Genomic DNA, 14,847 nt, shown 5'->3' on the forward strand with positions numbered 1-14,847 from the left:
TATATGATCTATAATAGAACACATATTTAGAAATCGGTTTCAGTCAAGAGTGCTTTTCGGGCTGGTGCAGCAGGAGGGACGTTCATGACATCTGTATTTGCCTACATAAAGAAGTACCGCGTGGCCGCGATTTCGGCGATTTGCATGATGTTGATCGAACTGGCGGTGGAATTGATCCAGCCGATGATCATTTCCAAAATTATCGATGACGGGATTCGTCAAAGCGACCTTTCCGTCGCCTGGACTTGGGGCGGCATCCTTCTCGGGAGCGCCGTGCTCGCTTTTGCGGCCGGGATATCCAGCTCGTTTTTTGCTTCCCATGCCAGCCAGGGCTTCGGCTACGATCTTCGGGACAGGCTGTACGAGAAAGTGCAGCGTTTATCCTATCCGGTCTTCGGCAAGTTTGCCGCTTCCTCGCTCATTACCCGGTTAACCGGGGATATTACTCAACTGCAGGAAATGGTCTTTATGAGCTTGAGGTTTGCGACCCGGGTACCGTTGGTGGTGCTCGGGAGCATGATCATGGCCCTGGTCGTTCACGCCCGGCTCGGGTTGTTTCTGACGGTGCTGGTGCCTTTGGCGCTGGGGTTTGTCATCTGGATGATCCGGCGAACCTCGGTTCTGTTCCGGATCGTGCAGAAGCGGATGGATGCCCTGAACGGCGTCATCCAGGAGAATATGACGGGGATGCGGCTCATCCGGGTTTTCGTGCGGCGGGATCAGGAGACGGACCGCTTTCGCCGGCGCAGCTCCGAGCTGATGGAAGGGACGGTTTCGGCGCTGCGCCTGGCCGAAACGACCATGCCGTTCCTGCTGTTCTTCATGAACGCGGGAATTCTGGCCGTGCTGTGGTTCGGCAAGATCGATATCGCCGCCGGCAGCGCGACGGTCGGCGAGGTGGTCGCCGTCGCGAACTATTCGCTGCGCACGATCGGTGCGTTATCCGCGCTGTCGTGGATCATGACGGTGTATTCGCGGGCTTCGGCATCGGCCCAGCGGACCGAGGAGGTGTTGAACACGGCGGATCCGGAGGCGGAAGTGAAGGTGGAAGCCCGTCGCCCGTTCGGCAACGGTGATAACCGGCCGGACTCCGCTCCAGCGCCGCTGCGGGGCGAGCTGGAATTTGAGCGCGTCGGCTTCCGGTACCCGGACGGCGATCTCCAGGTGCTGGAGGGGATTTCTTTTCGCCTGCGGCCGGGACAGCGCGCCGCGATTCTTGGCGCGACCGGTTCCGGCAAATCGTCGCTGGTCCAGTTGATCCCGCGGCTGTATGAACCGGATGAAGGCGTCATCCGGATCGACGGAGAAGACATCCGCCGGATCGGCGGTTCCCGCCTGCGCGGCGGCATCGGGTATGTGCCGCAGGAAGTGATTTTGTTCTCCGGCACGGTGCGGGAGAACATCGCCTGGGGCCGCGAGGACGCCACGCCGGAGCAAATCCGGGAAGCCGCGCGGCAGGCGCAGATTCACGAAACGATCGAGTCGCTGCCGCACGGCTACGACACGATGCTGGGACAGCGGGGCGTCAATTTGTCCGGGGGCCAGAAGCAGCGCCTTTCGATCGCCCGGGCGCTGGTCCGCCGGCCGTCCATTCTGATTCTGGACGACAGCACCAGCGCGCTCGATACGCGGACGGAGGCGGCCCTGCTGCAGGAATTGGAGCGCTTGTCGTGCACGACGCTTCTAATCACCCAGAAGGTCAGCACCACGGCGTCGGCCGATCTGATCCTGCTGTTGGACGAAGGCCGGCTGATCGCCAGCGGCACGCACGCGGAGCTGCTGGAGAAGTCCCCTTTATACCGTCGTATCGTGGAATCTCAGCGCGGAAGGGGGGATGCGCATGTTCAAGGCATTTCTTGAGCCGTTTCGCCACCCTTATCCCAAAGAGATAATCCAGCGGGGAGGTGAAGGGCAACCGCGCGGAAAACCGAAAGCCAAAGCCAAGGACTGGTCGGGCACGCTGGGCCGGATCTGGCGGTATCTTGCCCGGCGCAAAGGCAAGCTCTCGCTGGTTTTGCTGATGGTCGTCTTCAGCTCCGGTCTCGCGCTGCTCGGTCCTTACCTGCTCGGCGTAGCCGTCGACCATTACCTCGAAGGGAGCGGCGGGCGGCCCTGGATTATTTTTCTGACCGGCCTTGCGCTGGTGTATGCGGGTTCGTCCCTGACCAGCTGGCTGCAAAATATCTGGATGATCGAGATCGCCCAAGAGACGGTCTATCGTTTGCGGACCGATCTGTTCGCGAAGCTGCATCGGCTGCCGATTCCTTATTACGGCAAAAGACAGCAAGGCGAAATCATGAGCCGGGTTACCAACGATATCGATAATGTCAGCTCCACGTTGAACAGCTCGGCGATCCAGATCTTTTCCAGTGTGCTGACCCTGGTGGGGACGATTACGGTGATGCTGCTGCTAAGCCCGATCCTAACGCTGCTCACGTTCCTGGTCGTGCCGCTGATGGCGCTCGGCATGCGCTGGATCACTCGGAGGACGGGGCCGCTGTACAAACAGCGTCAGCGGGATCTCGGCAATCTGAACGGCTATATCGAGGAGACGTTGTCCGGACAGCGGATCATCAAGGCGTTCTCCCAGGAGGAGCGCGTGATTCGGGATTTCCGGGAACGCAACGACTCGATCCGGCGCTCGGGATTTTGGGCTCAGACGATCTCCGGCTTCATTCCGAAGCTGATGAACGGGCTCAACAATCTGAGCTTCGCCCTGGTGGCCGGCATCGGCGGCGTGCTGGCGATCCGCGGGGCGGTGACCGTCGGCGTGATCATCGTGTTCGTCGAGTATGCCCGGCAGTTTACCCGGCCGCTGAACGATCTGGCGAATCAGTGGAACACGCTGCTGTCGGCGATTGCCGGAGCAGAGCGGGTGTTCGAGGTGCTGGACGAAGAGGAGGAGTCCCGGGATGAGGGGCAGACGGCCGAGCTCGAAGAGGTGAAGGGAGCCGTTGTCTTCAAGAACGTAACGTTTTCCTATGAAAAGGAAGGGGCAGCCGCGACTTTGAAGGATATCAGCTTCACGGCCGAGCCGGGCGAAACGGTTGCGCTCGTCGGGCCGACCGGGGCCGGCAAAACAACGCTTATTCAACTGCTCTCCCGCTTCTACGACCCCGATTCGGGAACGATTACGCTCGACGGGCGCGATTTGACCTCGGTGACCCGCGACAGCCTGCGCCGCCGCATGGCTTTTGTATTGCAGGATTCATTCCTGTTTCAAGGGACGATTCGGGAAAATATCCGCTTCGGCCGGCTTAACGCGACCGACGCCGAAGTCGAAGAAGCCGCGAAGCTGGCGAACGCGCACTCTTTTATTACCCGCCTGGCCGACGGCTATGACAAGGTGCTCGGCATCGGCGGGGAAGGGATCAGCCAGGGGCAGAAGCAACTGCTGGCCATCGCCCGTGCGTTATTGGCGGATCCGTCGATCCTGGTGCTTGACGAGGCGACGAGCAGCATCGACACGGTGACGGAGATCAAAATCCAGGAGGGGCTGCAGCGCCTGATGCGGGGGCGCACGAGTTTCGTGATCGCCCACCGGCTGAATACGATCCGACAGGCCGATAAAATCCTGGTGCTTCAGGGCGGCAGGCTGATCGAGCAGGGGGACCACGAAACGCTGATGGCCGAAGGCGGATTTTACAGCCGATTGGTTCAGGCCTATTTGGAAGACCGGACGAGGGATACGGAGGAACCGACGGGAGGGAAGCCGAGTGGACATTTTTGAAGCGCAGGCTTATTTGAGAAGCATGGTGCTGCTGAGGGAGGAGGTCCCTTCCTTTGCGCGGTATCCGTTTGAGTTGCCTGCGGTCGCTTCGCTGGAGAAGCTCGATTTTCACCCGAAGGTCACATATATCGTCGGAGAGAACGGGATGGGCAAATCCACGCTGCTGGAGGCGGTCGCGGTGGCGCTCGGGTTCAACCCGGAAGGGGGGACGCTGAACTTTACGTTCTCCACGGCGCCCACCCATTCGGAGCTTTACCGCTATCTCCGCCCGATCCGGGGGGCCCGCAAGCCACGGGACGGCTTCTTTTTCCGGGCGGAGAGCTATTACAATCTCGCGACGGCCATCGATGAGCTGGACCGTGAGCCGGCATTCGGACGGCCCATTATCCACGCTTACGGCGGGAAATCGCTGCACATGATGTCGCATGGGGAGTCGTTCTTCGCCGCCTTTCTGAACCGGTTCGGCGGGAACGGTCTGTATATTATGGACGAGCCGGAGGCCGCGTTGTCCCCGTTCCGCCAGATGGCCATGCTGGCGCGGATCCATGAGCTTGTCGGCAAGCGTTCCCAGTTTATTATCTCGACCCATTCGCCGATTCTGATGGCCTACCCCGACAGTTTGATTTATCAACTGACCGGGGAGGGAATCCGCCGGGTGGAGTTGGAGGAGACCGATCACTATGTGATCATGAAGGAATTTTTGAACAACCGGGAAAAAATGCTGCGCGAACTCTTGGAGGGGGAATGAAGGAGGCGTTAAGTTTGGAAAAACTAAAGTCCTCCTGGAGGTTGGAGGAGGAAAAAGGGGTTGAAGGCTGGGATTTCTCGGGGCTCGACGGACGGATGGTGGAGGAGCCGCTGCCTTGGGATTACAAGCAGGCGGTGCTCGCGTTGATCCAGGAAGAAACCGTGATGCTTGACATGGGTACGGGCGGAGGCGAGTTTCTCCTGTCGCTGAACCCTCTGCAAGGCCGGACGTATGTCACGGAAGCTTATCTTCCCAACTTTGAACTTTGCCGCAAAAAACTGCCGCAATACGGCATCGATGTGCGCCTGGTTCACGACGATAACGATCTGCCGTTTGAGGACGGCATGTTTGATCTGATTATCAACCGGCATGAGTCGTTCAGCGCCGGGGAGGTGCTCCGCCTTTTGAAGCCGGGCGGCGTGTTCGTCACCCAGCAGGTCGGTGGCCAAAATAACCGGGAGTTGTCCCGCTTTCTATTGGGGGACGATCGGATGGTCACCGACGCGGCGTTCGATTTGCAACGGACGGCGGAGCTGCTGGAGGATGCCGGGTTTATTGTAACGGAACGGCGGGAGTATTACCCGGAGCTCCGCTTTCACGATATCGGCGCACTGGTGCGTTTCGCCAAGATTATCGAGTGGGAGTTTCCGGATTTCTCGGTGGACTGCTGTTTCGAGCCGCTTTGCCGGCTGCAGGAACAATTGGCGGAACAGGGATATGTCGCCAGCCGGGAGCATCGTTTTTTTATCTCAGCGCATAAAGGCGTATAAATAAGGAGGACTCATTTTGGCTTACTTTACGATTTTTGCTTCCCGCAATCATAACCATGACCTGGACGGCCTTATTCAGGAGGTTTTCCGGGACAAATTTAAAATTTCCGGTTCCGCGGAAGGAACCCGTCAGGTGGAGATTCAGCCCAAAGGATGGTTTAACCGGGGCCGGATTACGATCCGGATCGCCGACGAGGATTCGGATCCCGCCTATTTCGAGAACAACATTCCGGGGATGATGGGATTTTATCAAGCGATTCCGTTTGAGGACGGTGATTTGCAGCACCGCGTGATGATGCAGATTTCCGTCATTAACACGATGCTGGCGATTGAAACGGAAAAAGAACTCCGCGAGGAGGAACAACGGTTGTTCGTCCAATTGGCAGGGAAAGTGGATGGCATCTGTTTCCTGCCCGACGGGACGCTGCTCGACCGGGACGGCCGGGCCATCGTCACGCCGGACGGCAAGTCGGGACCGGCGGAATTCCGCCCTCGCGCCTGCACCAAAAAGGTCAGAGGGGAAGATCGTTCAACGCCGGAGGGCTTGGCGAGAAAGCAAAGATCGCTAGCCTATATTAAGGAAAAGGGGATTCCGCTTCTTGAGACGCTGCCGGAGCTTCCGCCTTTGGAGGAACTGCGTGTCAAATCCCGGGAAGAGATCGCGCGCAGAGCCGTCGCCCTGCTTATCGTCATCCAATACGCCTGCGATATCGCCCAGGACGGCGATTTGCGGGAGTCGAGGGAATTCGTCGAGGAGATGCTGGACAAATTCGGCGTCAAGGACGAACTGACCGCGGCCGAGCGGGATTTGCTGGAGCAGGCGGAGCCCGCCTCGCGGGATGCGATTAACATCACCTGGCAGTACGAAGCCTATTGGGCCTTGCTCTGGGCGCTGGGCGTACTGGATGAGCTGGGGCTTCCCGTCGAGACCTGCGACTGCGATTTTGCCATCAACGTAGTGGCGAGCTGTGAATCGTTTGACGAGTTTCTGGAGAAAACGGCGCTGCGCCGTCCTGAGGAAATTGCGGACGAGGCGGATAAAATGTACCGCCTGCATTGGGCCTGCGTGAACGAGCGCATTAAAGGACAGCCGGCTCCGGCTGGCATGAACGAGAGCATCGTTGTGGAACGCCGCCGCGCGCTGTTCTGGATGATCGGCTACCGCGACGAGGCGTGGGATGATATCAGCATGGATACATAACAGCATGAGAAAGGACCTGCCCTCCCGGGCAGGTCCCTTTTTGGTGTAGGCCTAGTATGGCCATGATCTTTAGGGTGAGGGTTTCTTAAAAACTAAAAAAGGTGTGAACCATGAACTATAAAAAACCGACTTTTGTAATTGCCCTGTTTCTTATCATCACTTTTTTATTTCTCTTTTTCAGTGCTATACTTACAAAAATGAATGTATACTTGTCATTCTCTATATGTCTATTGATTGGAGTAATTTGTCTCTTTCTGGGCGTTTATTCATTAGCTAAAAGACAATCAACACCGATCTCTATTTTTATTGTATCCATGTCAATCATCATCTTGCTTTTCACCTTATTTGCTTATTTACTTCCTGAAGCGGGCTATCCCCCTCTTATCGAACTTTAGTAAATGAACGGGCTCGCAGCATCGCGTTTAGATCGCTCAAACAGGTTGTAAGTGAGAAGGATGAATTTTGTTTTTTACGGAGGGATAATCGGATGATGATCATTAAATCTCCTGGGGGTTCAATTTTTCCGTATTACTACAAGGGCGGAGAAATACACTGTTTAAAATATGGCAGCTTCCATGCAAATAGCGAATCTTTATTCAGCTTGATGAAAGCGGAGGAAACTTTTATTCTCGGACAGCCGAGGCGATTGGCCATATGGGTGGATTTTTATGAAACAGAGCTTACGAGGGAAGTAATGCTTGAATTTGCAGGGAATCTGGCCAGGTTGCAGTCGCATATCAGAAAGCTGGCAATTGTCGGAGGTTATGGCAGCATATATCGGCTCCGTAGGTATTTGCGTAAGCAGGCTCCTCAATTTACGATTCCTATTCAATATTATGGCGACCCGGAGGATGCCAAGACGTGGCTGGTTATGGGGTGATCTGATCATAAATATCATTACAATTATTAATTATATAGATTGAACTATTGATGTCCATATTAGACAGCGGTGTAAAGGGTTCTTCTCACATCCTTGACCCTACAACAAATGGTTCGGTACGAGTTAAAGGGAATTCTTCCCGTTAATTTGGTGTGTAAGCGGCTGCAGAGGCGAATTAGCTGGAAAACCTCCCGCTAATTCGCCTGAAATGGTGTATACCGGCAATAGAAGCGTGAAATAGATGGAGTTTTTCCAGCTAAATCCGCTCTTAGAGCCAAGAGCGGTACATTAACAGGAGATTTTCCCGTTAATGATGCAGACTCCGACGGTGGGGATCTCCGAAATCCTATCACATCCTTGAACCACTAACTTAATGTTGGTGGAGTTTTTTCTAGTACGCCAACATGGGCGTCATCTCTAGGGTGAAAGCCCCGAACGGGGCTGATTATGTGCTGAAGGAGCAGGCAAGGTAAATTAGGGCCTTTTGCGCCGCTATTTTGTCGAATTCGGCTCATTTGTGTGAAATAGCGGTCTTTAGAGGCCTTATTTTTGGGAAAAACGGTTTAAACCGTGATTTCGGAGCCTGTTCAACAACAATAAGGCCTTTTTTGACCGTTATTTTTCCCGTGGAGCCGATTTCAGCCGTAATAGCGGCTCAAAACGCCGTTATTTTCGCTCGGCACAAAGAAGTGAAGATGCCGCGAACCCGAAAGCCGATCGAATCCAATCCCGTGCTTCCTCCTCCCCCATCCGAAATTTTTCACCCCTTATGCCGCGAATCGTCACCTTACCTGTTGACAGCGCTGCCATTACAATGGGGTTAACCATAAATCGAGGGGGGACCAAGGGGATATGAGAAATAAAAATAAAATGGCTCAAAAATGGATCGCTTTGCTTTGCAGTGCGGCTATGCTCGCGCTCTTGCTCGCCGGATGCGGCGGTGGAAGCAACGCTGCAGGCGGCGCCGGGGAATCGGGGGACAAGGTCAGCATCACGATCTGGCATAACTGGACCGGACAGGACGCCAAAGCCGTGGCGATGCGGAAGATCATCGAGGATTTCCGGACGGAACATCCGGACATCGACGTGATCGACGAAGGTCTGCCGACGGACGGCCTGCGGACCCGCCTGCGCACGGTTGCGGCGGCGAACGAGATGCCGGACTTGTTCGTGATGTGGCCCGATGCGATGACCAAGGAGTTCGTTAAAGGGGATCTGCTCCAACCGATCGATGAGGAGTTGAACGCCAATCCCGAGTGGAAGGACAATTTTATCCCCAATGCGCTGGACGGTTACACGGTAGACGGCAAAATCTACTCCGTCCCCATGAATCTGGCGCCAAGTTCATTCATTTATTATAACGAAGCGATATTTAAGGAGCACGGAGTGAAAGTGCCGGAAACTTGGAGCGAGCTGGAGACCGCGATCAAGACGTTCAATGAAAAAGGCGTCATTCCGATCGTGCTCGGCAACAAAACCAACTGGGTGGCGCAATCCACATTGTTCAGTACTTTGGCCGATCGCATAACGGGAACGGACTGGTTCCTGAAGGCGGTGGCTCAGGACGGAGCGAAGTTCACGGACCCGGAATTCGTGCAAGCCTTGTCGACACTTCAGGATCTCGGCAAACAGGGCGCGTTCCAGGAAGGCTTCAACAGCATCGATGAAACGCAGATGATGCAGCTTTATTTCCAAGGGAAAGCGGCGATGGTGATCAACGGCGGCTGGGCCCTGGCCAACCTGGTCAACAACGCGCCGCCGGAAGTGCTGGACAACACGCACATTACGATCCTGCCGGCGATCGAAGGCGGGAAGGGAGATCCGCAGACGACGGCTGGCGTTGTGGGAACGGGTCTCGGGGTCAGCAAGAAGCTGACCGGCAGCAAGAAAGAGGCGGCGATGAAGCTGTTCTACGAACTGGCGGGGCCCGACGGCCAGAAGGCGACGCTGAACAGCAGCACGCTGGTAAGCTACAAGATCGAGCTGGACAAGAGCCAGGCTCACCCGCTGTTCGTAGAGCTTTACGAGCTGATGCAAAAAGTGAAGATCACGCCGGTTTACGATTCCAAGCTGGGATCGGCCGCTGTCGAAGTCGTGAACAACGGGCTGCAGGAGCTGCTTTCGGGCGGAAATCCGCAGGATATCGCCCAAAAAATCCAGGACGCGCAGGCTGCGGCCGCGGCTAACTGAAGTTCGTCCCCTTCCCCTTGAGGGGGAGGGGGTTATTTTTTCGGAGAGGAAGTGAGCGTTGATGCATGCTTTGCGCAGCCGTCGTTTTATATGGATGGGCCTCGGCCCCACCCTTATCCTTTATGCGTTGTTTGTTTTTGTGCCGGTCATTTGGTCCGCTTACTACGGTTTCTTCAACTGGTCGGGGATCGGGGAAGCGAAGTTTATCGGGTTGGACAATTACGCGGAAATTTTACGCGATCCCGTCTTTTGGCGGGCGCTTAAAAACAACGTCATTTTCGTGCTGGCCTCGGTGTTCGGTCAGGTTCCGCTGGCGCTGATGCTGGCGGTGCTGCTTCATAAGAGCAACCTGCTGCAGCGCTTTTTGCGGTCGGCCGTTTTTCTCCCGATGGTGCTTTCGACCGTCGTTATCGGCATGATCTGGCAGTACATTTACCACCCGCAAATCGGGATTCTCAATTTTCTGCTGGATGCGCTCGGCCTGGAGAACTGGAAGCTCGAATGGCTGTCGGACCGGAACATCGCCATCTATTCGTTGATTCCGCCGTTGATTTGGAGCTATGTGGGGCTGTATCTCATTATTTTCATGTCGGCGCTCCAGAACATTCCGGGCGAGATTCACGATGCGGCCAAAATCGACGGGGTATCGGGGGCCAGAAAACTGGTCACCATCACCCTGCCGATGATCAAAAATACGGTACAGGTCGCGGTCATCCTCTGCATTTCGGGCAGCCTGAAGTCGTTCGACCTGGTGTATATCATGACCAAGGGCGGACCCGCACACGCCAGCGAATTGCTCGCGACATACATGTACAACTCCACGTTTACGACTTATCGTTACGGATTCGGAAGCGCCATTTCAACGACGATCATGATCATCAGCTTGCTGCTGATCGGCACGAGTCAGTGGCTGACTTCACGCAAAAAAGGCCGTGCCTGACAACGCGGCAGGGTAAAAAGGAGGAGACGCGCACATGAATACCCCAACACCGGCCATTGGGCGAACGGCGGACCCAAGCCCCCGGATTTCGCTAAGAAAGGCGGGGACCGCTATTTTTTGGACGGTTCTTGCGCTCTATGGTATTTTAACGTTATACCCGTTTTTGTGGCTGTTAATCAGCGCTTTCAAAACGAATACGGATTTCTATAACCGGCCGTTCGGACTGCCCGAAAGCTGGCAGTGGGACAATTTCTCCCGGGCTTGGGAGAGCTCGCGGCTAGGCTCGGCGTTCGGCAATTCCCTGATCGTGACGATCGGCTCGCTGGTCCTGACGCTGTTTGTGGCCGCGTTGTCTTCGTTTATTCTCGCCCGGTTTCAATTCAAGGGGAAGGGCGGGGTGCTGGCTTTCTTCGTGGTCGGCATGCTGATCCCGATTCACAGCACGCTCGTTCCGCTCTTCATTCTGATGAAGCAGATGTCGCTGCTGAATACGTACTGGGCGCTGGTTCTGCCTTATACGGCGTTTGCTCTGCCCACGGCGATTTTCGTGCTGACCGCCTATCTCACCAGCATCCCCCGGGAACTGGAGGAGGCCTCTTTTATCGACGGTACGGGGCTGTGGGGACTGTTCTTCCGGATCATGCTGCCGATCTCGCTGCCGGCGCTGTCCACGGTGACGATTCTCAGCTTTTTGCACGCCTGGAACGACTTTTCGTTCGCTTTGGTGTTTATTAACAAAACCGCTTTGAAAACGCTGCCGCTGGCGATCGCCAATTTTGCCGACGGGTATCAAACGGACTATGGCCTCACGCTGGCGGCCATGACGTTGTCCGTCATTCCGACGATCGTGCTGTATTTGCTGTTTCAGGAGCAGATGATGAAGGGAATGACGGCCGGCGCGGTGAAAGGCTAGGAACCAAGGAGGGGGAGTTGTGGTGTACGGATGGCGGGGCTGGCTAGCAACTTCCCTGCAGCGTAAATTGTCCGTCGTTATCGCCGGTTCGATGATCGTGCCTTTGTTGGCTTTGGGATTGTTTGCGTTCCTGATCTCCTCGCGGGTGACCGAAGAGAAGACGAAGCTGACCGGCAGCGATATGCTCGAGCAGATGGACGCGAATCTGCGCTTTATGCTGGAGGACGCCGAGACGCTGTCCGTCTTTCTGATCGGGGAGCGCGATATTCAGAATTATCTGGCCCGGCAGGAGGATGACGAGGTCGTGCGGTCGGAGATCGTCGGCCGGATGACGAACCTGGCGGCTTCCAAGTCGTATATCGCCAACATTGCGATTTATCCGGATCGCTTCGGCCCCGCGCTGTCGACGGCGGCCTGGCGGGACGAGGAGGTGTCGGCGGCGGTGCAAGCGGCCTCGGGCACGGAGAAAGCCTGGTCCGGCGTCTACCGGGTGCAGAATTACGACGGGATACAGAACGTCATCACGCTGATTCGGCCGATCCGCAGCGTATACAACTTCCGGCACCTGGGCTGGCTGGCGATCAGCCTGGACGAGGAGGCGATGTCCCGGAATTGGCGGCATCCCGATTTCGGACAAGGCTCGGGGAAGGTGGAGCTTATCGGAGCCCAAGGCATGATCCTCTCCTCGCCTGACAAATCGCGGCTGGGCCAATCGCTGGAGCCGCATGCACCGGGGCTGTTCGCCCGCATTCCCGACGGCTTGGCGGGCAGCATCCTCTACGGCGAGGGGGACAGGAAGGTGACCGTCCTGTACCGCCGGGAGCCGTTGACGAATTGGATGCTGGTCGGAACGGTGCCGTACGAACGGTACCGGGAGCAGAACCGGTACATTCTGACCCTCACGGCCGCGGCCGTCGCGTTGTCCGTGGCGGTCAGCGCGTCTTTGGTCTGGTTTATGGTACGCCGCGTCACCCGGCCGCTCGCGGTGCTCACCCGGCATTTGTCGCGCATCGATCCCGAACGGCCGCTGCCCCGTTTCCCGGTTGTCCGCGACGACGAGATCGGCAGGCTCGGCCAAAGCTACAACTTGCTCGGGGCCCATATCGAGCGGCTCAAGCAGGAGGTGATCCGGGGCGAAGCGCGGAAAAAGGAAGCCGATCTTCGCGCGCTTCAAGCGCAGATCAACCCCCATTTCCTGTATAACACGCTCTCATCGATTCACTGGATCGCCCTGATGGCCGAAGAGAAGCGGATCGCCGATATGGTGGAGGGGCTTAGCGATTTTTTGCGCATCAGTTTGAACCAGGGGAAGGATTACTGCCCCGTCGCGCAGGAATTGGAGCATATCCGGAACTACGTGCGGGTGCAGTCGATCCGGTTCCCCGAGGAGTTTACCGTGGATTACATCGTCGACCCGGCAGTGGAGGATAAATTTATGCTGAAGCTGCTGCTGCAGCCGCTGGTGGAAAATGCGTTGATCCACGGTATCCAGCCGAAAGGCAGCCCCGGCACGATTACGATTCTTATCCAATCCGGGCGGGAGGATATCAAATTCACCGTCCTGGACGACGGCGCCGGGATGCCCGGGCGGCGGCTGGACGAGATTCGCCGCGCTCTGGCTGCGGTCCGTGGCGGAAGTGAGGGCGCCGATGTCGGCGGGGATGTGACCATCAACCAAGACGATGGGTTAGGAAAGCGTTCCCCGAATATAGCTTCGGAGGCTTCCGGCTATGGGCTGTGCAATGTCCATGAGCGGCTGCTGCTTCACTACGGGCCGGATTCGGGGCTGGACATCGACAGCCGTGAAGGCGGCGGAACCCGGGTTGCCTTTTCTATTCCGCGATGGGAGGAAGCGCCATGAAAATCATGATTGTGGACGATGAAGTGATCATCCGGACGGGGCTGGCCAGCGTGATCGCCTGGAAAGAGCTGGGCCTGACGCTGCTGCCGCCGGCCGCCTCCGCGGAGGAGGCGCTGGCTCGGATTCCGGAGGAGAAGCCGCAGATTCTGATGACGGATATCCGCATGAAAGGGAAAAGCGGGTTGCAGTTGGCGGAGGAAGCCAGGGAACTGGCTCCCGGTCTGGAAGTGATCATTCTGTCGGGCTATGGGGATTTCTCTTATGCCCAGCAGGCGCTGCGGCAGGGAGTTTGCGATTACCTGCTGAAGACGAGCAAGCCCGAAGACATTATCCGGACGGTGATGCAGGCGAAGCGCCGGCTGCTGGAGCGCTGGGCGGAGGAGTCCCGGGCCGGGCAGCGGCTGCGGGAAGAACAGAAGCAGCGCTTCCACCAATGGGTTATCGAAGGGAACGCGCCTTTTGAAACGATTCCCGATTTTTTGCGGGCGAGGCCCTTGCGGAACGGGGAATACGGCGAATACGGCGAACACGGCGAAGTTTGGCAGGCGATGATCCTTACGGCGGAAGGCTGGGGCGGCGCCGAATCTTCTTTGTCTCTGCTGCTGTTCGCGGTGCAGAACATGCTGGAGGACCTGGTGCCGGGGGCGGGTTTTTACGCCCAGCGCGGGCGGATGGTCTGCGTGGCTCCGATGAGCGCGAACCGCGGGCGGCGGATGAAGCAGCTGGCCGGCTGGACCGATTGGGTGGAGCGGCAGTTGAAGTGCACGCTGCGCCTGGCCACGGGGGAGCCGGCCGACCTGCCGGAGCGGGTGCACCACAGTTATGCAACCGCCTCCATCGCCTTCCGGTATCATACGCTGATCCCGGAGCGGATCTGGGATTATGGCGACATCGTGCATCGCCGGGGCGGGAAAACGGTTTTAACCCCGGAAGAAGAAACCGAACTGGGCGCCCTGCTGCTCGATCAGGATGCCATCGGCCTGAAGGCCTGGACGCATTGTGTCGTCGAAGAGCTTATCCGCGATCCCGATTGCACGCTGGAATCGCTGCGGGCCTGCGTGCAATCCGCAGCGCTGGCGGCTCACCGCTGGCTTGCGCGCACGCTCCGGGCCATCGGCCGGGAGGACGAATTCCGGCCGGATCCCTGGACCCCGGGCGAGGAGACCGGGCCTTGGACCGGGATTCGGGATGAGCTGTTCCGGCATCTCCACGGAGTGATGCAGGGCTACCATGGCCGGGCGGGCGAAGGCCAGCGGTCTCACGTGGAGCGGGCGAAGGCATTTATCGAGTCCTGCCCGGCCCAAGAGATCAGCCTGCAGCAAGTGGCGAATCATGTGCACCTGCACCCGGGCCACTTAAGCGAGCTGTTCAAAAAGGAGACCGGCAGCACGTTCAGCGATTTCGTCACCGCCGTGCGGATCCGGAAAGCGGAGCAGCTGCTGGCCGTGACCCCTGCCAAAGTCAGCGAGGTCGCCTGGATGATCGGGTACGAGGACGTGAAGTATTTTAGCCGTCTTTTTAAGAAATACACGGGAAAAACGCCAAGCGAATATCGCGAATGGGGCGATTCCCAATATGCGCAAGCGGAACGGCGCATTTAGAGCCGGAAATCCG

General features: G+C 57.3%; 11 protein-coding genes. All 11 read left to right on the plus strand.

Features of this window, described 5'->3' with window-relative positions; all coding sequences use genetic code 11:
• The first annotated feature begins 84 nt into the window (after positions 1-84).
• The 11 genes from LBW89_RS05655 to LBW89_RS05705 all read left to right on the plus strand — a co-directional run bounded on the left by LBW89_RS05655 (position 85) and on the right by LBW89_RS05705 (position 14,834).
• On the plus strand, positions 85-1,860 hold the full coding sequence (locus tag LBW89_RS05655; RefSeq protein ID WP_148455520.1) for an ABC transporter ATP-binding protein: 1,776 nt from the start codon (positions 85-87) through the stop codon (positions 1,858-1,860).
• Positions 1,841-3,730, plus strand: a complete 1,890-nt coding sequence (locus LBW89_RS05660; protein WP_148455522.1) for an ABC transporter ATP-binding protein — start codon at positions 1,841-1,843, stop codon at positions 3,728-3,730. Before LBW89_RS05655 ends, LBW89_RS05660 begins: the two co-directional genes overlap by 20 nt.
• 22 nt (positions 3,731-3,752) lie before the next feature.
• Positions 3,753-4,478, plus strand: a complete 726-nt coding sequence (locus tag LBW89_RS05665; RefSeq protein ID WP_148455935.1) for an AAA family ATPase — start codon at positions 3,753-3,755, stop codon at positions 4,476-4,478.
• A 14-nt stretch (positions 4,479-4,492) separates the two neighbouring features.
• Positions 4,493-5,248 carry a class I SAM-dependent methyltransferase gene (locus tag LBW89_RS05670; protein WP_225038735.1) on the plus strand — a complete coding sequence of 252 codons (756 nt, stop codon included), beginning with the start codon at positions 4,493-4,495 and terminating at the stop codon, positions 5,246-5,248.
• A 16-nt stretch (positions 5,249-5,264) separates the two neighbouring features.
• Positions 5,265-6,449 (plus strand): DUF4272 domain-containing protein, encoded by a 1,185-nt coding sequence (locus LBW89_RS05675; RefSeq protein WP_148455527.1) that lies wholly within the window; start codon positions 5,265-5,267, stop codon positions 6,447-6,449.
• 487 nt (positions 6,450-6,936) lie between these two features.
• Positions 6,937-7,329, plus strand: coding sequence for a hypothetical protein (locus tag LBW89_RS05680; protein WP_148455529.1), 393 nt, complete (start codon positions 6,937-6,939; stop codon positions 7,327-7,329).
• 852 nt (positions 7,330-8,181) lie between these two features.
• On the plus strand, positions 8,182-9,519 hold the full coding sequence (locus LBW89_RS05685; protein WP_225038736.1) for an extracellular solute-binding protein: 1,338 nt from the start codon (positions 8,182-8,184) through the stop codon (positions 9,517-9,519).
• A 61-nt stretch (positions 9,520-9,580) separates the two neighbouring features.
• Complete coding sequence (locus LBW89_RS05690) at positions 9,581-10,459, plus strand: carbohydrate ABC transporter permease (RefSeq protein WP_225038737.1); 879 nt, start codon at positions 9,581-9,583, stop codon at positions 10,457-10,459.
• Positions 10,460-10,493: 34 nt separating this feature from the next.
• Positions 10,494-11,372 carry a carbohydrate ABC transporter permease gene (locus tag LBW89_RS05695; protein ID WP_148455533.1) on the plus strand — a complete coding sequence of 293 codons (879 nt, stop codon included), beginning with the start codon at positions 10,494-10,496 and terminating at the stop codon, positions 11,370-11,372.
• 19 nt (positions 11,373-11,391) lie between these two features.
• Complete coding sequence (locus tag LBW89_RS05700; RefSeq protein WP_225038738.1) at positions 11,392-13,233, plus strand: sensor histidine kinase; 1,842 nt, start codon at positions 11,392-11,394, stop codon at positions 13,231-13,233.
• Complete coding sequence (locus tag LBW89_RS05705) at positions 13,230-14,834, plus strand: response regulator transcription factor (RefSeq protein ID WP_225038739.1); 1,605 nt, start codon at positions 13,230-13,232, stop codon at positions 14,832-14,834. The genes LBW89_RS05700 and LBW89_RS05705 overlap by 4 nt, the downstream gene beginning before the upstream one ends.
• Positions 14,835-14,847: the final 13 nt, after the last annotated feature.

It is taken from the genome of Paenibacillus sp. alder61 (assembly GCF_020179875.1).
Taxonomy (GTDB): domain Bacteria; phylum Bacillota; class Bacilli; order Paenibacillales; family Paenibacillaceae; genus Fontibacillus; species Fontibacillus faecis.